Here is a 19,876-nt window from a genome sequence, read left to right on the forward strand (position 1 = left end):
ACCTCGTCCTGAATTTTTGCAGACCTCTCGATCCTATACTATCTTTGTTTTTTTGTTGAATGGAGAAAGGCTGTAGATGACGCAAACAGTTGATCCAAATACCGACTATAGGGCGGTCGGCAGATCTACGAATCGACTGGATGGGCTTGAGAAAGTGACCGGGCGTACACGCTATGCTGGTGATATAACGGCATATGGAATGCTGCATGTACGGTTAGTCCTGAGCCCTTATGCCCATGCGCGTATTGTGAGTATCGATACCGCCGCCGCTGAAGCGATTCCAGGTGTTGTTGCTGTATTTACCGCGAAGACCCTGGAAATGGCGGGTGCCGGAACTTCTTCGCGCTCGCAATCACCGCTTGCTCTAGATGAAGCATGCTGGTGCGGGCATCCCGTTGCGGTTGTGGTTGCCGAATCCGAGGCGGCGGCTGAGGATGGTGCGGCAGCCGTTGAAGTAGACTACGATCCCCTTCCTGTTGTCGTTGACCCTGAAGCGGCACTTCTCCCAGATGCGCCCCTGGCTCGTTCGCGGAGTGAGGACGAGGTGTCAGAGATTGCCGGTGGGGGAGCCCATGCTGCGGTTTCCGACGAAGGTGCGGAGGAAGAAGAAGAGGAAGAGCCCCTTTCTCAAAATGTGAGTGACAAAGCGCATATAAAGAAAGGTGATATTGAGGTCGGGCTGCGTGAGGCCGACGTTGTCGTTGAACGCACCTATCGGACGCACCCGGTTCACCAATCGTATTTGGAACCGCAATCGATAACGGTGGTCCCCGGCCCCTCGGGACTGCAAGTCTGGGCCAGCGCGCAGGGATTATACGAAACACGTTCCTCGATTGCGAAGGCGATCAATCTGCCAGAGCGACAGATTCATGTTGAGTCGGTCCCCATTGGCGGCGCTTTTGGTGGTAAATTCGGCCTGCTTGAACCGTTGGCTGGTGCGGTGGCGTATAAGCTGCGCAGACCGGTTCGGTTGGTCTACACGCGTCAGGAAGATCTGCTTGCGGGAAATCCCGCTCCGCAGGCTGTTTTCAAGTTGAAACTTGGCGCGAAGCGAGATGGAACCCTGGTAGCCCTTCAGGCGAAGGTGATCTTTGATGCCGGGGTCTTCCCTGGTGCCGCTGCCTCGTTTGGTGGCATGATTCTTGCGAACACGTATAATTGCCCGAACGTGGACATTCGTGCCTATGAGGTGTTGACCAATAAGGTGAGTACTGGTGCGTATCGCGCTCCGAATGCGCCACAGAGCACCTTCGCGCTGGAATCAACCGTTGACGCACTCTGTAATGAGCTTGGCGTGGACAAATTGGAGTTCCGGCGCAAGAACGCGTTGCGCGAGGGAGATATGTCAGGCTTTCGTCAGCGCTTGCCGCGTATTGGCCTTGTAGAATGTATTGAGCGTATTCAGCAACATCCACTCTGGCAGCAACGCGAGCAGCAGAAGACAGTCGTGCCGGATGAGCTGAAGGGATGGAAAGTCGGCATAGGGGTTGCCGTTGGTGGCTGGCCGGGTGGCACCGAGTCGGCGGCTGCGGCCTGTCGTCTTGAGAAGGATGGTACCTTTACGGTAGTGCTTGGCACCGTTGATCTGACGGGCTCTGATACCTCGATGGCGCTGATTGCGGCTGAGGGGCTTGGGCTCTCAGTTGCATCGGTGAATGTCGCGCATGATGGCACCGATACGATGCCGTACAGTGGCGGCACTGGTGGCAGTAAAACAATCTATTCGATGGGTCCTGCCGTACTTAAGGCAGCTCAGGATGCACGCAGACAGGTATTGGAGATCGCGGCTGACATGTTGGAGGCTGCGGTTGACGATCTGGAGATCGAAGATGGCAAGGTTGTGGTGCGTGGCGTCCCGAGCAAGAACGTCTCGCTGGAACAGATCGCCAATTCTTCGATGAATTTTGGGGCTCCGTATGCCCCGGTGTATGGCAATGGGCGCTCAGCAATCGCTAATGCGTCGCCGATGTACACGGCCCATCTGGTGAAGGTGGCGGTTGATCCAGAGACGGGCAAAGTGCGTGTGCTGGATTATGTTGCTGCTCAGGATGTTGGCTATGCCATTAACCCTGCTGAGGTCGAGGGTCAGATGTGTGGTGGGATTACCCAGGGACTCGGATGGGCTCTGTTCGAGGGCATGGAGTATGACGAGAACGGCCAGTTGCTCACACCAACCCTGATGGATTATGCCTTGCCGCATAGCCAGGACGTGCCGAATATTACGCCGCTGCTGGTAGAAGTGCCCTCCGGTCGGGGACCGTTTGGCGCGAAAGGTGTTGGTGAGCCGCCCGTAGTTCCGGTTGCGGCGGCTGTCGCAAACGCCATTTACGATGCGGTCGGCGCCCGGTTGGAGCAAATCCCGATGACACCTGAGCGCGTGTTTACCGCGATGCAGGCAGAATAAGAGCCAGACAGACCCGGGGAGTGTCTTTATAGACGCTCCCCTTTTTCTTCTACTTTCTTCCTTGAAATATCTCATCTTTCTTGTGCTATACTGTAATTAGTCCTTCTGCGAAGCTGAAGTATCTGTAGTGCTGTTACCAGAACAGTATGTAGAGCAATGGAGCGTGTTTTTATTGAGGAGTTTTCAGCTATGGCGCAGAATGAACCTCCTGCCAAAAAAGGACAAGTACAAACCACCTCCCCGGAAATGCAGACAGAAGTTCCCCCTATTGGCGTAACGCCGCCTCAGGTGCTTGCGCAGGAGGCCGCTGATGGGCATCGTGGCGCGGCGTGGCGATTAATGCACTGGATTATGGAAAATGACCCTCGCGCTGTGGAGGCAGTATCGTCGCTGGATGATGACAGGCTTGCGAAATACTTTCTTGAGTTTATCGCGCTTGGAACGTGGGCAGGGAAACCCTTCGTTGTCCCAAAATCGCTGCGCACTCCCTATGCACGAATGCAGTTGCGAACGCTGTTTCAGCCCGGTGCAGGCATCGATTCTGCTCGTGCGGAGAGAGTATTGCTTGACGCACTCAAGGACCGTCATACTTCCGTGCGCGAGAACGCAATCAATATTCTGGGTCTGCTTGGTTGTACCCGAGCTGTTCCCGCGCTTGTAGAGGAGTTGCATGATCCTCAATTAACGATTCGTTTGCAGGCGGCAAAAGCGCTCGGGCGTATTCGCAGCGCGGAAGCTGTACCGGCTCTGTTGAAAGAGCTCAAGGAGGCAGATGAGCCGCTTAACAGTCAGGTGTTTATCGCGCTGGTACAGATCGGGCCGCGCGCAACGCCTGCCTTGATAGAGGCAAGCAAAAGCCCATCCTCCTGGATGCGCTGGCACTGTATGCGGGCGCTTGGAGAGATTCAGGATGAGCGGGCTATTCCCACCCTGGTACAGGCATTGCTCGACAACGATCATGCTGTTGCCTGGATTGCTGCAAAAGGTCTGGTGAATTTCGGTAAAGATGCCATCGGCCCTCTCTTGAACCTGCTAACACGGGTCGAAACCTCGCCCTGGCTGGCAGAGACGGCTGCCTATGTCTTATATGAGATCTCTATGCGATATACCAGATTGAAGCCGTATCTGGAGCCGGTTGAGCAGGCTATTCATGGAGTCGCGAGCAGGATCGCAACGCCGTACGCAGCCAGAAAGGCGCTTTCTTGTTTAATCGCGGATCATGTCATTGCGGGCTAAGCGCTGAATGGAGAGGCGAACAGGGTATGCTCACCTCTCCTGACTGCTAGCCTAGAACACCTGATGAGGCATACTGTGGACGGATCGTACGTCCCTGTTGAAAGCGCTGTATATCAAAATGAAGCAGATCGGCGGGGAGGGTATCCCCACGAACGAGGGCGGCCATCCATTGCCCGACAATAGGAGAGAGCTTGAAACCATGCCCGCTAAAACCGGCGGCGCAATAGAGTCCCTCATAATCGGGTAGAGCGCTCAGAATCGGGTGATAGTCCGGCGTGTCATCATAGAGCCCGGCCCATCCGCCACGCATTGCCGCCCGTGCCAGTGCAGGCATAATCTCCGGGGCTTTGTGAGCAAAGAATGATATCTCTTCCCGGGTAAGCGTTTGTTGATAGTGGTCAGGGTCGCTTGGGGTATGGACGTCGCTGCAAGAACCGACCAATGTCACACCTCCCGGATCGGGTCGAAGATACAAAGAACGTGACATATCCAGGCAGACTGCATGTGCTTTATAGCGACCTCCCATATCATCGGGCTGACGGAGAGCAAGCATGGGATGTCGTGTGGCGGTAATGGGTAGTGAGATACTGATCTGATGTGCCAGGGCAACGCTCCAAACATTGGCGGCAAGAACGATAGAGGGAGCAAGGAAGCGCCCCTGTGTGGTCTCGACGCCAATAACGCGTCCCTTCTCGATCAAAATACGTTGTACAGCAGCGCCTTCCAGAATGGTCGCGCCATAGTCGCGGGCTCTGCGGGCAAAACAGTGGGTGGTTGCCATTGGATCGGCCACTCCCGCATCTGGTTCGTAGCAAGCAAGCGAGATATCGTTTCCGCTGTATTCCGGGCACCGCGCATGGACATCGGCGGGTGTCAACACCTCAACATTGACTCCCTGGGCCTGCTGAAGCGCGACGTTAGCTTGCAGGGCCTTCTCTCCCTCCTGATCGGCGAAGATCAACACGCCGGTCTGAATGAAGCCACAATCGCCGCCAACGAGGTCGTTAAAATGCTGAAAGAGATGCAGGCTTTCTTTTGCCATGCGCACCGTGAAATCATGGGAGTAGTGCTGCCGCACAATAGCGCCTGAGTGAGCTGTGGTGCCGTTACAGATTGCGCGTCTTTCTACAAGAAGCACACGACCGCTTCCTTGCTTCGCGAGATGATAGGCAATACTGGTCCCGATGACTCCCCCGCCAATGATAATGCAGTCCGCTGTTTGCGTCATACAACTCTCCTTTCGTGCCTTGATCTATCATCGTGCTTCACTCTCAAGGTAGCAGCAAAACGAGCAAATTGCAAGCGCTGGCCTGTGGAATAATTCGGCGAAAGAAGATGTTTGAACTGATAACACCGATCTCCGAACAGGAAAAAGCCTCTCTTCCGGGACTTTGCCCGAGACTTTCCTTGACAAGAGCGACATGTGGTTGTAAGCTTTTGTTAGTATCTGAAGAAAACAAAATTGATTTACTTTGTCAACAATGAGGTGTACAACATGGGTGACGCTTCTCGCGAAATCTTGCAGCGTGCCCGGCAACATGTGCCCGAGTGGTCTCCTGCTCAGGTGCATGAGGCACTGGCACAGCGGGAGAAGGGACAGGACGATCAATCGATTGTTCTGGTAGACGTCCGGGAGAAGCATGAGTGGAACGAAGGACATATACCCGGTGCCCTCCATGTTCCCCGTGGCTTCCTGGAATTGCAGATAGAAGAAAAGGTTCCAGATAAATCGAAAACAGTCGTCCTGTATTGTGCGGGTGGTGTTCGTTCTTTGATGGCGGGCGCGACCTTACAACAAATGGGATACGAAAACGTCATTTCAATGGCGGGAGGTTTTGGACAGTGGAAAGGAAGTGGTCTGAACTACGTCCTTCCCCGCACGCTGAACGAGGAGCAGACAAAGCGCTATAGCCGTCACCTGCTGATCCCGGAGGTGGGAGAGGCAGGCCAGTTGAAGCTGCTGGACTCCAAAGTGCTGTTGATTGGCGCGGGCGGTCTTGGTTCCCCTGCTGCCTATTATCTGGCGGCGGCAGGCGTTGGCACAATCGGTATTATTGATGCCGATGTCGTCGACGAAACGAATCTCCAGCGTCAGATTTTGCATAACACAGAACGCATCGGTCAGTATAAGGCCGAGTCGGCTCAGAAGACACTCAAAGCGCTCAACCCGGATATCAATGTTGTCACCTATATTGAGCGCCTTGATGAGACGAATGTGCGGCGGCTGGTTGCCGAGTATGATGTTATTCTGGATGGGACCGACAACTTCCCCACACGTTATATGCTCAATGATGCAGCCATTATCGAGAATAAGCCAGTCGTACATGGCAGTGTCTTCCGCTTTGAGGGTCAGCTAACGGTCTTTAAGCCGCATGAGGGGCCGTGCTATCGCTGTCTCTATCCTTCTCCACCCCCACCGGAACTGGCTCCAAGCTGTGCGGAAGCTGGCGTTCTGGGCGTGCTACCCGGCACAATCGGGCTCTTACAGGCAACCGAGACGATCAAGTTATTGCTCGGCCTGGGTGAGCCGCTGGTGGGTCGTTTGATGACCTATGATGCGCTGTCTGCTGAAGTGAACGAACTGAAGCTGTATCGTGATCCTCAGTGCCCGGCATGTGGAGAGAATGCACACCCCGAAGATCTGCCCACCTATGCAGATGTGTGTGCTTTGACCGGCTAAAAAATAGAGAAGAAATGCTATAAGGAGTAAATGAAGGATGGCAAACGTACGCTTTGCACCGATTTTGCGCGCCTCAGTTGGCGGATCAAAGCAGGTTGCTGCACAGGGAAATACGCTCGGGGAAGTGCTGGCGGATCTTTTCGAGCGCTACCCGACGTTAAAGCAACAGATTCAGCCGGATAACGAGCTGAGCCGCTTTATCAACATCTATGTGAATGATCAGGATGTGCGTTATCTTCAGGGACTGGAGACAGTGGTTGGTGCCAATGATACCGTGATTCTCTTGCCCGCGATGGCCGGGGGACGGTAATTCATCACGTGGCTGACTGAAGCGGAGAAGCTGATGCGCTATACGAGCATACTGGAAACCATTGGAAATACTCCTCTGGTTGAGTTACAGAGCTTTAGCCCGCGTCCTGGTGTCGAGATTTATGCGAAGCTGGAGGGGTTCAACCCCTCTGGCAGCGTAAAAGATCGTGTCGCCAAAAGGATGATCGAAGAAGCGGAGGAGCAGGGCAAATTGACTCCCGGCTCTATTTTATTGGAGCCTACCAGCGGCAATACCGGCATTTCGCTGGCAATGATCGCCCGCGTCAAGGGCTATCAGTTTGTCGCAGTGATGCCGGATAACGTCACGCGGGAGCGGCGTCAGTTGCTTGAGCTCTACGGGGCGAAGATAATCTTCTCAGATGGAAAACTGGGAAGCAATGGCGCGGTCCGACTGGCGTGCGAACTGGCAGCGCAGGATGATCGTTATGTGATGCTCTATCAGTATGGGAATGAAGCGAATCCCCGGGCCCACTATTATGGGACAGCAGTTGAGATTATTCACGATCTACCGGATATTGATGTGTTCGTTGCAGGCCTGGGAACAGGTGGCACGCTTACTGGAAACGCCCGTCGGCTCAAGGAGCATAACCCTGCTATTCGTGTGATCGCTGCTGAACCGATGCAGGGCGAGGGGGTGCAGGGGTTGCGTAGTCTGGCTGATGGCTTTGTCCCGCCGGTACTTGATCAATCGGTGCTGGATGGAAAGATACTGGTCTCTTCGATTGATGCCATACGTCGGACACGCCAGTTGAAAGATCAGGAAGGCATTTTTGCAGGTCCTTCCTGTGGTGCTTCTTTGCATGCGGCTCTCCGTATTGCAGAGAAGATGGAGCGCGGGAAGATTGTCACGCTGCTAGCTGATGGCGGCTGGAAATATCTGAGTGAGGACCTGTGGACGCAGAACCTTGAACAACTTGAAGAGAATTTAGAGGCAAAAGTCTTATGGTAGCTGATCCCGGCTTTGTTGTGCGTATTCCAGAGGCGATCTATGCGGAAATGGTTGCCCATGTGCTGGCTGGATATCCACAGGAGGCCTGTGGTGCACTCGGGAGTGTTCATGGCACGGTTGTGAAGAACTACCCCACTGCCAATGTAGCGGAACATCCCGAGGACTTTTCTATTATCAGCGAGCAAGATATTGTTCGTATCTTCAATGATATTGATAGCTATGACGGGGATATGATTTATTATCATTCGCACCCGATCACTGAGGCATACCCTTCAGCGCGGGATATTGAGTGGTCCAGGCGAAGCGGATATCTCTATATCATCTTTTCGCTTCAATATCACCCCGAGCCACCCTATGCACGTGTCTTTCGGATCAGCCCGGAAGGCGATGTGACAGAGGGGGAGATAGCGCTCTTTTCGCCTGAATGAAGATTCCTGGAACAGTAGGTCCGAATCAAGCGGAAAAAGCGAGAATGACGGAACGAGATGCGGTGAGGGAACAACGAACCGGAACTCCTGCAATGTTGGTAACAGCCTATTTAAGCCTGTAGAAGGATGTACCGCTTGTTGGGCATCCTTCTAGTATTGGACCAAATGTACCCACTCATAAAGCTCTTCCTTGTCACACCCACTGGAGAATGTTATACTTCCTCCTTAGTACAGGTTGTTTAGCATGTCTGTGTTCCATGCTGATTTGCTAGCATAACCTCTTCCCCGGGCCTCGTTTATAGAATGCGCCTTAACCGGAAGCTTGAATACTATTAAAGAGGAAAGCATATTTTTCGTATGCCGCAATTGAAAGAAGGACGTTTTCTAAAGCTAAGCCCCTATGCAATATGGAGTGCAGTCATTATCGCGGTGGCTGTCGGAATTCGTGTTGCACTGATTAATCAGGGATGGCCGCTTCTTGACAGCGACGAAGGTGTGATGGGGCTAATGGGGATTCACATTGCTTTCAAAGGAGAGCTTCCTGTCTTCTTTTACGCTCAAGGGTATATGGGGTCAGCCGAAGCGTTTCTCGCGGCTGCCTTTTTTCAGCTCTTTGGTATTTCTGATGTTAACCTGCGGCTAGGACTCATTCTGATCTACACCATTTTTATGATCGGAATGTATTTATTGACGAGTCTGCTCTATTCCCGGAAAGTAGCTCTGATTACCCTTCTATTCCTGTGCTTTGGCTCGAACCCGATGCTGATGCGTGAGTTGATCGCTGTTGGGGGCGTGCCTGAGACCATGTTTGGTGGAGCCTTTCTGATGTTGCTTGCCGCCTGGTTGGCGTTGACGTCGTCCCCACCCGGGACTGTGCAAAAGTTTCGCTGGAAGCGGCTTCTTCTTTTTGCTCTCTGGGGGTTAATCGCTGGCTTTGGTGTCTGGAGTCATCTCTTAATCGCGCCTTTTATTTTGACCAGTGGATTGCTGTTGGTGATCTTCTGCTGGCCTGAAGTCAGGCGCTGGGGAGGGTTGATCGCTCTGCTCGGTCTGATTCTGGGGGCCTGGCCACTGATTGCGTACAACTTCACGGCGCCCCCCGGTAAGAGCACGATTGATTATTTCCTGAACGTCATGTCCGCGACTGGTGTGCCACAGCCACCGCCAGGAGAGCGGATTGTCAGACAGTTAAAGGGCACTTTTCTGATCGCATTACCAACAGTCTCAGGGGCCAATCCGCTTTGTTATGGCTCAACCGCGAAAACTCCTGTCTTCCGCTTCGGGGATTTTTCGCAGGTGAGCTGTACCTTTATGCACACTGGCTGGTCGCTTGCGGTGATTCTGCTCTGGGCAATTGCGGTGATGTTCTGTCTTGTCTCTTTGCGTCGTCTGTATCGGCAGCCGATAACGCCTGAGTTGCGGAAAGAGCGCATTATTCAGTGGGCACGGTTGGCCTTACTGGTAAACAGCTTGATCCCTGTGGCACTGTATGCGGTCAGCGCAAACCCTGCGATTTATCCGGTAGCGACCTCACGCTATTTGACCGGTCTGATTGTAACGACTCCGGCCTTGCTCTGGGTGCTGATCAAGCCTGCCGAGAAGCTGCAATGGCTGGTTGTGCGTGGCTCGTTCCCGCTGAAGTGGAACATGTCGCTAACAAGCACGATCTTTCGGCGCTGCTGTCTGATCTTTGCGCTTGGTATCTATATACTGGGAACTTTCAGTACCTTTACCGGGATCCCGCCCCAGGCGTACAATCCGCGGGAGGAGCCTTATTTCACCCAGAATGGGACACAGCATTATGACGTGCCTTTTGTACAGAAGCTCAACTGGGATGAGGGCTTCCTGATTCGGCAACTCGGGCGCTGGCATATTGATCGTATTTATTCCGATTACTGGACCTGCAATCGGGTAATCTTCCGGAGTAAAGAGCGCGTTATATGCAGCGTTTTGAATGAGAAGCTGAATGAGGGGCACAATCGCTATTACCTCTACTATCAAAAGGTCAAGATGAGTGATCGGGTCGCGTATGTGTTTCGTCCGGGCTCTGCGCAGGATAAGACTTTTCAGCAATACATGAAATCGAATGACCCGCGTTACAAGCAATACAAGAACTATGTGCGCAAAACGATCACTGGCTATATCATTTATTTGCCAAAGTAGTGCATGGTGAATCCCTTTCAGAAAACGTAGCCACTTCTATCGACTGATGGAGCGGCTACGTTCTTTTTTGTCAGAAAGGTTGTATTGACACTCCCAGGGCAGAAGCCCTGGGGATGCTTCTTTCAGTCAGTATGTCTGCGAGTCGCCGCGGTGCGACGACCCATAGCGGCACGCTGTCCAGAAGCGTTTGACGAGATACGCTTGTCAATTCCCGTCTGTCAAACGGTACCTGTTCGTGAAAACGGATAGAGCACAGGCAAGATCTCCTGTCAGGCGCTGTTCGCGTTCTCTCGTTCCGCGGATGCAGATGTGCCATACATCAAGCCCGGGGCCTTCTGGCGCATTCTGGTAAGCCGTTGGTCCTGCTTCTACAACTCTCTTGCCACCTGCATGCTATGATATAGTGCAGGTATTTATCGCTTTCCGCAGAAAAGTGCTAAAAGGGAAGAAAAGAACGTTTCTTTCTCTGGCAAGAACGAACACAACAGAGTGCTATGCTGAAGGGGGAGAGCGTGAGGCATTTTCCTGTCAGGGAGATAAACTCGCTCAAGATCTCTTCTTGTAATTAAATCGTCTTTTTGCTATCCTATTTTTTAGGAAGATAAAATTTTTTGAAACTGACCGGAGGAATATGGTGCATAAACCCATCCAGGAATTGGCACCGCGTATTAGCGATTGCCTGAAGCTTATCTACTCAATGCAGGAGCATGGGCAAAAAGTTTCTACATCGGCTATTAGCGAGAGACTGGGTGTTAGCGACGCGACAGTGACGATGATGTTCAAAGACTTCGCGGCAGCCGGATGGGTTGAACATGTCCCCTATCATGGTGTGCGCCTGACTCCGGTCGGTGAGCGTAAGGCGATGGAAGTAATCCGTCATCATCGCCTGCTGGAATTATATCTTGCACGCCAGTTGGGATATACATGGGATAAGGTTCACGAAGAAGCTGACCGTCTGGAGCACGTGATCTCAGAAGAGTTTGAGGATAAACTTGATGAGTTGCTTGGATACCCAACGGTGGACCCGCATGGTGATCCCATTCCGAGTAAGGATGGGGTAATAGCTCTACGTCAAGGGCAAAAGCTCTCCCAGTTGAAGGAGGGACAGGCTGCACAGGTGCTGCGTGTAAGCGATCAGAATTCTGAGAAGTTGTGTTATCTTGGCTCGCTCGGGCTCTATCCAGATGCGCGTGTAGAGGTGTTAAGCCGCGCCCCCTTTGGCGGGCCTCTGCATATTCGAGTAGGAACGGGCCAGCAGCAAGCCGAGCATATGTTAGGCGTAGAACTGGCAGACCATATATTGGTCACTGCCCCGGTTCATGATGAAAAGAAAGTGGCAGCGCAAGCAGAAGATAAAGGCGAGCAGAAATAGCGCTCACCGATAATGCTCCGGTGTCCCTTCTTCCCATGAAAAGGCAGAAGAGGAAGCCTCTTCTCTTTCGATCCTGGCTCTCTTCTCCCTCGGAAATCCTCGCATGGTGATGGTGCAAGGGAAGTAGCGTTATCATAGAATCTATGCTAATATGCTCTCAACTTGTCGAATGTTTTGTGCCTACACTTGCTAAGAAAAGGAGAGCGCAAGCTTGGCTACCAGAGAGAAGCGTTATGTCATCATCGGGAACGGTATCGCGGGAACAACCGCTGCGGATACCTTGCGCAAGAATGATCCGAATTGCTCTATTCATCTGTTAACGAATGAACCATACCCCCTGTATAACCGCGTTTCGCTCCCTCGTTTCTTGCAAGGGGTTATCACCGAGCAAAAGGTGATGATTCGTGATTTTGCCTGGCATGAGCAGCGTAATATCAAACTGGTGACCGAGACTCTGGTGACCGGTGTGAATACAGAAGAGCGAGTGGTCATCACCGATACCGGTGAGCACCTGCCCTATGATGCTCTGTTGATCGCAAGCGGTGGATGGGCGAACCCGCTCCGGGTCCCGGGGGCTGAAGGAACCAAGCATATCTACAACTTTGTGACGCTGGATGACACCAAAACGATCATTGAGCGAATGCTGGAATCCCGAACAGCTCTTGCCTATGGTGGTAGCTTTATCGCGTACGAGTTGTGCGATGGCTTTGCTGTGCGTAAGCTACATACGACCTGGCTGATGCGTGGTCCATACTGGCTGCGCAACGCGCTTGATGAGGAGGGTGGAGAGGTTGTCGACAATATTGCCAAGAAGTTTGGCGTGGAAGTGATCCACAATGATGAGATCGAGAGTGTTATACCGAAAGATGGTGTCCCCCACTACGTCAAAACCAAGAAGGGTCGTGAGATTCAGGCTGATATGATCGGTGTTGGTCTGGGTATCACGCTGAATACACAGTTCCTCAAGGATACGTCCGTTGAAATTCGCCAGGGAATTGTGGTCAACGAGTATCTTGAGACCAATATCCCGGGTGTCTTTGCCGCCGGGGACGTTGCAGAGTTCTATGATCCAACCATCGGGCATCACCACACAATGGGCACCTGGGATAACGCTATGGCTCATGGGCGTATTGCTGGCGCGAATATGGCCGGAGATCGTAAACCCTATATCGATGTGCCGACGTATACCAGCCCCTTATTTGATGTGAACATCGCGGTCATTGGTACTGCTGAGGCCAATAATCCTGAGCTTGAAATGGTTGCTCGTCGCGAGCCGGGTGAGAAGGGGAACGATAACTATCGCCGCCTCTATCTTCGTGATAATCGCCTGGTCGGTGCGTTAATGATCGGTAGTCCGAAGGGACGAAAGAAGCTCGTCGACCTTATCAAGAATCAGCAATTACTGGCTACTTCTGCTGAACGCGAGGCTGTGCTTACGCTAAAATAAAGAATAGATCAGTTCGTGTCTCTATCTCATGGGTTGTTACCGGACATCCGTTGCGATGCCGGTAACACTTTCTCCGTTTCTATCCATATATGGAATAAAGTGTATCTATGAAAATTAGTGTATACTTGAACGGCGTTCTTGCAAATGATGTATACTACAAAAGCAGTATCAAAACAAACACAGGCTCCTGATGGGCCGGATGTAGGAGACTATCCGTGGCTATAAAATGTAACCATTGCGGGCATGAGCTACCGAGAGACGATGCCCGCTTTTGCAGCAAATGTGGTAACACTGTGTCACTTTCCCCGGTAGGCAAAAAAGAGGTTATGCCTGAGAAACGGTCTCCTGCGGAGCAACAGTCCCCTCAGCGCACCATACGCCCGGTTCAATCTCAGAGTACACAGTCGCCCCGCTCGCGTGATGAGCAGAGCGAAGGCAATGGGCCAGCAGAAAAGACGATTCGACCGCAGCAAAAGGAAACGCCTGTTGTTGGCTCGCTGGAGAAAACGAGCCGTCCAGGTGAACGGAGGCCCGCTGAACTGAAGCGCCAGAGGCCGAGCAGCGAAAAAGTGCAGAAACAGGATATTGCCTGGCCTTCGCCGATAACCCATGTTTCTACTGGAGAGAATACCAGGAAGCCAGCTGCATCTGAGAAAAAAGAGTCGCGCCCGTCCTCCGGCGTCGATTTCCGGGTGAAAGTATGGGAGCCCACACCTGAAGAGACTCCAAAAGAAACAAAGGCTCCTGAGAAGGATGAGATTGAGTATTTCCCGACCAGACCAATGAGCCGCGAAGAGATTATGCAGCGCTCAGAAGCAGCCGTACAGTCCCACCGGGAGCAGGAATCCTCCACGGAATCCGAGCAGCGAAGACAGGTTGAGTTACTTGAAACGACTCCAATGAAGATCTCAGGCCCTTCCTGGCCGAATCCTGGATCGCAACCGGCTGCCGAGCGAGAACAGACCGCCAATCCGCATCCTGAGCGTGAGCCACGCTTTGTCTCAAATCCGGGAATGGGCCCCGCTTTGACGGGAAACTCGGAGAACGCGTCGTTGGGCCCAAAACCGCAGATCCCGGAGACACCGAAGCCTCAGCGCAGTGAGCCGATTCCCGAGACTCCACGTCCGCAGCGGCCACAACCCACATCAAATCGCGGAAAGAAGATTGCCTGGATTGCTATCTTTCTGCTTGCTCTTCTAGCAATTGGCTGTATCGTCTGGTTTTTCTCAATGAAGCCCTTTGACAGCTCTCCCGAGGCGCAGCCGTGGCAGACATTGCAAGATCAATCATTCGGCCTGACCCTTGAGTATCCAGCGGGATGGGAGAAGAAGCTTGATGGGAAGACGTTACAGCTTTTGGATGGCAGTAAAACTGGCCAGGTTGATATCCTCTATGAGGAGAAGGCCCCTGATGACCTGGAACAGTATATGAAGGTTTATTCGACGAAAATAGGGATGTCCGCTGGAAAGATTGGGGCTCCGGTTACCTTTGGTGGTGCTACCTGGAAGCAGATGAAAGGGGCTGTTACCCTGGAAGGAGCTGCTTTCACGGCTTCCATTTATGTCACGGCACATAATGGGCGTGTCTACACGCTGGTCTTTTATGGCCCTGACAAAACCTTTGACGAGCTGGAAAAGTTGCAATTCTCTCATATACGTGAGTCACTGAAGTTTCAGGAGCACTAAATAAACGAACGCTGAGAGGCTTCATCTCGTTCCATGAATGATAGTCCATGAAAGGAGATGAAGCCTCTCGTATGTTCTTCTCATAATATCCAGGGTGGCTTGTCAGCTATTTGGCTGTAGCCAGTGAAGTGCGGCTTTTCCAGCCTGGACCGTATGATATAATGTGCATTACAATTGTGGCAAAGGGATGTATCACGTGCCGGGAGGCCAGGAAAAGCGATTGATACATTCCAGCGAGGTGTATGACGCAGGCGGTCTCCCTTCTACTGTCTGTGGTGGAAGGGAAGCGCAAGTTCCGGGGAAAGGAGAAGCCGCAGCGTAGAACGGCTGTATCAACAAGCATGCTAGAGGATATTCGTTTTGAGCGCCACTTTCGCACACCATATTCTGAGGGATATTACATCATGGAGGATGGTGGTCTGCAAAACAATGGGCGGTTGGGCACCATCGATATTCACTTTACCACAACCGTTGTTCACGGAACGCTGATTCTTGAAAGAGAATTGGAGGAGGCTGAGCTGACCAAATTGATAGAACAAATAGATGAGGATATTGTTCTATCGGCAGATATGCCCCGAGATGATTTTCTGGTAAGCGTCTATGTCGGGAAAGATATTGGCTTTTATAGCGATGAGTATTTCGCTGATGAGAATAACGAAGGGGAAGGATACACGGAATAGCGCTTCCGTGTTCCTTCCTGGCTGTTAGTCTTCCAGCAGGCCGCGTCGCATCGCGTATTTTACCAGCTCGGCGCGGCTATGCAGGTTCAATTTATCCATAATATGGGTGCGGTGAGTATCGACCGTTTTCGGGCTGATAACCAGCCGTTCTGCAATCTGATTATTGGTGTAGCCCTCGGCGACCAACTTCAAGATCTCGCGTTCACGCTCTGTCAGAGAGCTATAACTGTCTTTCTCTTCGCCTGCTCGTACACGCTGTAAATAGTCTCCAACCATGACCGATTGAGCCGCTGGTGAGAGGTAAAACTGTCCGCTCTGGATCACATGGAGCGCGGTAATCAGCTCCGTATCGGCAGCTTCCTTGAGAATATAGCCTGAAGCACCTGCCCGGAGCGCCTGAAACACATATTCATCGTGTTCATGCATCGTCAGGATCAACACTTTGACGTCGGGTAGCAGCTTTTTGATCTGCTTGGTGGCCTCAATGCCATTCATATCGGGCATGGTAATATCCATCAGTATAATATCGGGTTTGAGGCGTTGTGCCTCTTTGAGTGCCTGCCGCCCGTCCTGAGCCTCTCCCACAACCTCCATATTGGGTTGGGCATTCAGCATCATTTTCAGTCCCGCTCGTAGGATTGTATGGTCGTCTGCCAGTAAGATACGAATTTTCATAGTTCCCCGTCAGCCCTTCCTGCTGCATCAAAATTATCGGTGAGATATTAGCCTATCTCAGGCTTACCTGGAGGTCAAGACTGCGTCCTGTGCTCCTTCCGTTTCCAGTGGAATGCGCACATGAATTGTGGTCCCGGCTCCGGGCTTTGAGTCGATTGTGAGCGTGCCACCCAGTAGATTGGCGCGTTCATGCATACCGACCAGCCCCCATCCTCTTTCCTGTCCGGGGCCCGGTACTTTTTGTAACTGTTCGGGAGAAAAGCCACGCCCATCATCGCTGATACATGCGTAGATTGTGTTCTCCTCTTCTTTCAGCTCAATAGAGACATGTTTTGCGTTCGCATGTCGGGCAACGTTGGTCAGCGATTCCTGCACAATGCGATAGAGCACCGTTTCCATATTGGCTGTCAGGCGTTGTTTAAAGCCGACAGCCTGAAAGTCGACCGTGATTGGAAATTTCTTCTGATACTCTTTGATATACCAGCGTAAAGCGGGCAGGAGTCCCAGATCATCCAGTGCGCTTGGTCGCAGGTCGATGCTGAGGTTCCGAATAGCGCGCAGCGTGCGATGGGCCAGCATGCGCGTTTCAGCGATGCGCTCGCGTGCCTCATCAGTGGTGATGGATTCTTCCAGCACAGCGAGACTGATAAGAAGCGAGGTAAGCACCTGAGAGGTCTCGTCATGGAGCTCACGTGCGATGCGCTTGCGTTCCTCCTCCATTGCATTGATGATCTGAGTAGCACGCTGACGATCCGCATCGTCGATTGCTTTCAGCATGGTATTGAAGGTTGAAGCCAGCTGATCGGCAAGTGGATCGGAGCCGGTAATTGGCGCTCGCAGGGTTCGTTCACCGCTCTGAACGCGTCCCATGACTCGATTGAGATGGATCAAGGGACGGAATGCGATTTGCAGGAGCACAAAGTTCAGCAACACGCTGACGGACCAGCCAGCGGCCACAAAGATCACCAGGATTGTCGGGCCATAGCTGGTGTGAAGCTGTGTGGCGAGCCATGTGCCCACGGTTGCTCCGACGAAGATAATCAGGCTATTCGCGATAAGTACCTTGTATAGAACAGGGACTCGAAGGAGCCGCTTGAGTAATGTCTGAATGGGTGCCATATTTCTGGCTTTTGTACTGACTTCTGACATCATGAAACTCTCGTAAGTGGTGAAATTTTCATTTATTTTCTGCTGTAATTGTATCGGTTTCGCTCATTCACTGTCAAACAACTCGGTGAGCCGTTTTGTCCTAAGGGAGAATCAGGTGTTTGGCCGGGAAAAATCAGGTAAGCACCTGATGTTTGTCTGAATTTATGGGGAGTAAGCTTAATTTTATACAGGATGAAGAGTGAATTTTAAAGGGGTTACACACTTTTCCTGGGCCCTCTTTGCCTTGAGTGAAAATATTTCATTATAATTTTTAAGGAAAGAAATATGAGGAACCCTTTTCAATAGAAGGGGTTTGGCTTAGCGATTCGTCTCAAGGGGTACCCGCAAAAGCAAAGGTTATGGTATAATCAGCGACACAGCCTTTCAGAACTTTTGTGAAGCGATCTTACCACTAAAGTACTGAGATTTGATCTTTTTGAGGAGGCACAGTGAGCTCTACTCCTAAGAAACAAAGCTTGCTCGATATGGCGACGCAGAAAATCGTCGAGAGCCAGCTATGGCGTTCTATTTTCCGTCATGGCTATCCCGACACCCCGCTGAACCAGTCATTGGTGATGATGGGTAACGTATTTCTGCATCTCCATCCCGTAAAGGTCAGCCGCCAGGCAATGAAAATCACATATACCTGGTGCATGGGAGGTATTTCTTTCTTCCTCTTCCTGCTGCTGACAATTACCGGCGTCTTTTTGATGTTCTATTATGTTCCTCACCCTGATGTTGCGTATCAGAATATCAATCAATTGAATAGCGTTGTTGCGTTCGGTAATCTCGTGCGTAACATGCACCGCTGGTCTGCCCACTTGATGGTGGTCTCGGTGACGCTGCATATGATTCGCGTCTTCTATCATGGTGCCTACAAGCCACCCCGAGAGTTCAACTGGGTGGTTGGAGTCCTGCTGTTCTTTGTCACGCTCTTCCTGAGCTTTACTGGCTACTTGCTCCCGTGGGACCAGATCGCGATCTGGGCTATTACCGTGGGTACAACGCTGGCACCCTACACCCCGTTGCTGGGTGACACGGTTTACAAGGTGCTGCTGGGTGGTAGTGCCGTTGGTCAGGAGACGCTGATTCGCTTCTATGTCGGTCACGTGATCTTGCTCCCGTTGGCAGGTGCCCTGCTGATGGCTGTTCACTTCTGGCGTATCCGTAAAGATGGTGGCGCAGCCGGTCCTCCGCCAGCTCCAAGCCGCTCGATCAAGGCAGGAGCAGAGAAAGAGCGTATACCGACTGGTGCGCGCTAGCGGCATTGCATGCCGATCCGTATCTTAACGGTACTGATGAGGGGTTATCTCTATGGCTATTGAACCACAAGATAAAGTACAGACTCAGGCGGCAGCAACGCAGCGGCGGTATCGTACTCTCGCAGTGGTGAAGCAAGAAGCAATCACGCGTGTGGAGAAGCCACTCGAAGACTCGGTCTTTGTCTGGCCTCACCTCCTGGTACGCGAGTTCTTCGCCGCGACCATGCTGACAGTGATGATTACGATGTTGGCCCTGGTGATTGATGCGCCGCTTCTGGAGCCTGCCGATCCGAATACAACGCCGAACCCGGCAAAGGCCCCCTGGTACTTCCTGGGGTTGCAGGAACTGCTGCACTACTTCCCGCCAACGACTGCGGGTGTGTTGATCCCGGGTTTGACCCTGACAGCCCTGGCTGTCTTGCCGTATGTTGACCGCAATCCGAGCCGTGCATACGCAGATCGTAAGGTGGCGCTTGTAACCTTTACGATGTTCCTGGTCTTCTGGGCTGTGATTACTCTGGCCGGTAGCTTCTTCCGCGGTCCCGGTTGGGTCTGGACCTGGCCCTGGGTTGAAGGCGTGTACTTTGACCTGTAGTGGTCGGGGAAATACAGTAACAGAGAAGAACGAACCAAGAGGACGAGCATGAGTAGTGATATTGATAGACCACCTATAACGCCGCAGCAGTATGAGATTCTGCATGGAGGTGGCGCTGAGGCGGCGGAAATAGCCAGACAACGTCTATCACGCCGCCGTTTCCTGCGCAGGTCTATGCTGGCTGTCTGGGGCATTTCTGCTGCATCGGCTGTGGCTGGTGCGCTCTATATGCTGTATCCAACGCTTGGCGGGCAGTTTGGATCAGAGCAGACTGTTGGAAAACTGGCCGACTTCCCTGCGGCGAAGCCGGAGCAGATGGAACTAAACGTTAAAGGCATTTTCTATATTCCTGCTGCACGAACCTATCTGGTACATCTCGATAAGGATACTGAGTACCTACAGAAAGGTGAGAAGCTCAAGAATCTGTTCAATTTGCAGAATATTGTACCTGCTTCTGATGGCTCTCACTGGATTGCTCTGTATCAGCGTTGTGTCCATCTGGGCTGTACCGTACCGTTCCGTAATGACTGTGTGAGCTTTAAGTGTCCCTGTCACGGCTCTCACTATAACGTGGATGGCGAGTTCCTTGATGGCCCGGCTCCTCGTAGTCTGGACCGCTTCGCGCTCTCGTTAAAGGGTGAAGAGATCGTGGTAAATACCGGGGTCATTAATGCGAATGTACAGCATCCAGATGAGGGAACGCGTCTCATTGCCAAGCCAAACAAGGATTGTAGCGCATAAGTCGGGTGTTTGCTTGGAGCATGAGCGCTCTACAGCGCTCGATGTGCTGTCTCTGCACTCTGTATCTAGCAGCGAGGGAG

17 protein-coding genes are annotated in these 19,876 nt (G+C 52.3%); 14 read left to right on the plus strand and 3 right to left on the minus strand.

Annotated elements, in window-relative coordinates; all coding sequences use genetic code 11:
* Positions 1-76 precede the first annotated feature (76 nt).
* Positions 77-2,404: a xanthine dehydrogenase family protein molybdopterin-binding subunit gene (locus KTH_RS30225; protein WP_111322407.1), complete on the plus strand. Its 2,328-nt coding sequence runs from the start codon at positions 77-79 to the stop codon at positions 2,402-2,404.
* Positions 2,405-2,593: 189 nt separating this feature from the next.
* Positions 2,594-3,640, plus strand: a complete 1,047-nt coding sequence (locus KTH_RS30230) for a HEAT repeat domain-containing protein (RefSeq protein WP_170142578.1) — start codon at positions 2,594-2,596, stop codon at positions 3,638-3,640.
* 46 nt (positions 3,641-3,686) lie between these two features.
* Here KTH_RS30230 and KTH_RS30235 read toward each other — a convergent pair whose 3' ends face one another.
* Positions 3,687-4,868: an NAD(P)/FAD-dependent oxidoreductase gene (locus tag KTH_RS30235; protein WP_497622581.1), complete on the minus strand. Its 1,182-nt coding sequence runs from the start codon at positions 4,866-4,868 to the stop codon at positions 3,687-3,689.
* Between the two features lie 267 nt (positions 4,869-5,135).
* Here KTH_RS30235 and moeB point away from each other — a divergent pair, with 267 nt between their 5' ends.
* The 9 genes from moeB (at position 5,136) to KTH_RS30280 (ending at position 15,374) form a co-directional block, all read left to right on the plus strand.
* A complete protein-coding gene (gene moeB / locus KTH_RS30240; protein WP_111322413.1) occupies positions 5,136-6,320 on the plus strand; it encodes a molybdopterin-synthase adenylyltransferase MoeB in 1,185 nt (394 codons plus the stop codon).
* Positions 6,321-6,357: 37 nt separating this feature from the next.
* Positions 6,358-6,630: a MoaD/ThiS family protein gene (locus tag KTH_RS30245; protein WP_111322415.1), complete on the plus strand. Its 273-nt coding sequence runs from the start codon at positions 6,358-6,360 to the stop codon at positions 6,628-6,630.
* Positions 6,631-6,663: 33 nt separating this feature from the next.
* Complete coding sequence (locus KTH_RS30250) at positions 6,664-7,599, plus strand: PLP-dependent cysteine synthase family protein (protein ID WP_497622583.1); 936 nt, start codon at positions 6,664-6,666, stop codon at positions 7,597-7,599.
* Positions 7,593-8,027, plus strand: a complete 435-nt coding sequence (locus KTH_RS30255; RefSeq protein WP_111322419.1) for a M67 family metallopeptidase — start codon at positions 7,593-7,595, stop codon at positions 8,025-8,027. The genes KTH_RS30250 and KTH_RS30255 overlap by 7 nt, the downstream gene beginning before the upstream one ends.
* Positions 8,028-8,384: 357 nt before the next feature.
* Positions 8,385-10,190, plus strand: a complete 1,806-nt coding sequence (locus tag KTH_RS30260) for a hypothetical protein (RefSeq protein ID WP_497622586.1) — start codon at positions 8,385-8,387, stop codon at positions 10,188-10,190.
* A 631-nt stretch (positions 10,191-10,821) separates the two neighbouring features.
* Positions 10,822-11,562, plus strand: coding sequence for a metal-dependent transcriptional regulator (locus tag KTH_RS30265; RefSeq protein ID WP_246046369.1), 741 nt, complete (start codon positions 10,822-10,824; stop codon positions 11,560-11,562).
* Between the two features lie 211 nt (positions 11,563-11,773).
* Positions 11,774-13,009, plus strand: coding sequence for an NAD(P)/FAD-dependent oxidoreductase (locus KTH_RS30270; protein WP_497622588.1), 1,236 nt, complete (start codon positions 11,774-11,776; stop codon positions 13,007-13,009).
* Positions 13,010-13,335: 326 nt separating this feature from the next.
* Positions 13,336-14,694 carry a hypothetical protein gene (locus KTH_RS30275; RefSeq protein ID WP_497622590.1) on the plus strand — a complete coding sequence of 453 codons (1,359 nt, stop codon included), beginning with the start codon at positions 13,336-13,338 and terminating at the stop codon, positions 14,692-14,694.
* A gap of 341 nt (positions 14,695-15,035) precedes the next feature.
* A complete protein-coding gene (locus tag KTH_RS30280) occupies positions 15,036-15,374 on the plus strand; it encodes a hypothetical protein (RefSeq protein WP_497622592.1) in 339 nt (112 codons plus the stop codon).
* Positions 15,375-15,398: 24 nt separating this feature from the next.
* Here KTH_RS30280 and KTH_RS30285 read toward each other — a convergent pair whose 3' ends face one another.
* On the minus strand, positions 15,399-16,049 hold the full coding sequence (locus tag KTH_RS30285; protein ID WP_111322429.1) for a response regulator: 651 nt from the start codon (positions 16,047-16,049) through the stop codon (positions 15,399-15,401).
* 63 nt (positions 16,050-16,112) lie between these two features.
* Positions 16,113-17,168, minus strand: coding sequence for a sensor histidine kinase (locus KTH_RS30290; protein WP_497622594.1), 1,056 nt, complete (start codon positions 17,166-17,168; stop codon positions 16,113-16,115).
* Between the two features lie 515 nt (positions 17,169-17,683).
* Between KTH_RS30290 and extP the strand changes: the two genes are divergently transcribed.
* The 3 genes from extP to KTH_RS30305 are packed head-to-tail and all read left to right on the plus strand — an operon-like array spanning position 17,684 to position 19,796.
* Entirely contained in the window at positions 17,684-18,460 is a 777-nt protein-coding gene (gene extP / locus KTH_RS30295) for a selenite/tellurite reduction operon b-type cytochrome ExtP (protein ID WP_497622596.1), read from the plus strand.
* A 52-nt stretch (positions 18,461-18,512) separates the two neighbouring features.
* Positions 18,513-19,055 (plus strand): cytochrome b family protein, encoded by a 543-nt coding sequence (locus KTH_RS30300; protein WP_111322433.1) that lies wholly within the window; start codon positions 18,513-18,515, stop codon positions 19,053-19,055.
* A gap of 48 nt (positions 19,056-19,103) precedes the next feature.
* Positions 19,104-19,796 carry a QcrA and Rieske domain-containing protein gene (locus KTH_RS30305; protein ID WP_497622598.1) on the plus strand — a complete coding sequence of 231 codons (693 nt, stop codon included), beginning with the start codon at positions 19,104-19,106 and terminating at the stop codon, positions 19,794-19,796.
* The last annotated feature ends 80 nt before the right edge of the window (positions 19,797-19,876 follow it).

The sequence above is a fragment of the Thermosporothrix sp. COM3 genome, assembly GCF_059696735.1.

What these genes read in the sequence shown, in the direction of transcription:
- KTH_RS30260 (WP_497622586.1), top strand. Translation starts at nt 8,385, where the DNA reads ATGCCGCAATTGAAAGAAGGACGTTTTCTAAAGCTAAGCCCCTATGCA.
- KTH_RS30225 (WP_111322407.1), top strand. Translation starts at nt 77, where the DNA reads ATGACGCAAACAGTTGATCCAAATACCGACTATAGGGCGGTCGGCAGA.
- KTH_RS30280 (WP_497622592.1), top strand. Translation starts at nt 15,036, where the DNA reads ATGCTAGAGGATATTCGTTTTGAGCGCCACTTTCGCACACCATATTCT.
- KTH_RS30275 (WP_497622590.1), top strand. Translation starts at nt 13,336, where the DNA reads ATGCCTGAGAAACGGTCTCCTGCGGAGCAACAGTCCCCTCAGCGCACC.
- KTH_RS30255 (WP_111322419.1), top strand. Translation starts at nt 7,593, where the DNA reads ATGGTAGCTGATCCCGGCTTTGTTGTGCGTATTCCAGAGGCGATCTAT.
- KTH_RS30290 (WP_497622594.1), bottom strand. Translation starts at nt 17,168, where the DNA reads ATGGCACCCATTCAGACATTACTCAAGCGGCTCCTTCGAGTCCCTGTT.
- extP (WP_497622596.1), top strand. Translation starts at nt 17,684, where the DNA reads ATGGCGACGCAGAAAATCGTCGAGAGCCAGCTATGGCGTTCTATTTTC.
- KTH_RS30245 (WP_111322415.1), top strand. Translation starts at nt 6,358, where the DNA reads ATGGCAAACGTACGCTTTGCACCGATTTTGCGCGCCTCAGTTGGCGGA.
- KTH_RS30305 (WP_497622598.1), top strand. Translation starts at nt 19,104, where the DNA reads ATGAGTAGTGATATTGATAGACCACCTATAACGCCGCAGCAGTATGAG.
- KTH_RS30265 (WP_246046369.1), top strand. Translation starts at nt 10,822, where the DNA reads ATGGTGCATAAACCCATCCAGGAATTGGCACCGCGTATTAGCGATTGC.
- KTH_RS30235 (WP_497622581.1), bottom strand. Translation starts at nt 4,868, where the DNA reads ATGACGCAAACAGCGGACTGCATTATCATTGGCGGGGGAGTCATCGGG.
- KTH_RS30230 (WP_170142578.1), top strand. Translation starts at nt 2,594, where the DNA reads ATGGCGCAGAATGAACCTCCTGCCAAAAAAGGACAAGTACAAACCACC.
- KTH_RS30250 (WP_497622583.1), top strand. Translation starts at nt 6,664, where the DNA reads ATGCGCTATACGAGCATACTGGAAACCATTGGAAATACTCCTCTGGTT.
- KTH_RS30285 (WP_111322429.1), bottom strand. Translation starts at nt 16,049, where the DNA reads ATGAAAATTCGTATCTTACTGGCAGACGACCATACAATCCTACGAGCG.
- KTH_RS30300 (WP_111322433.1), top strand. Translation starts at nt 18,513, where the DNA reads ATGGCTATTGAACCACAAGATAAAGTACAGACTCAGGCGGCAGCAACG.
- moeB (WP_111322413.1), top strand. Translation starts at nt 5,136, where the DNA reads ATGGGTGACGCTTCTCGCGAAATCTTGCAGCGTGCCCGGCAACATGTG.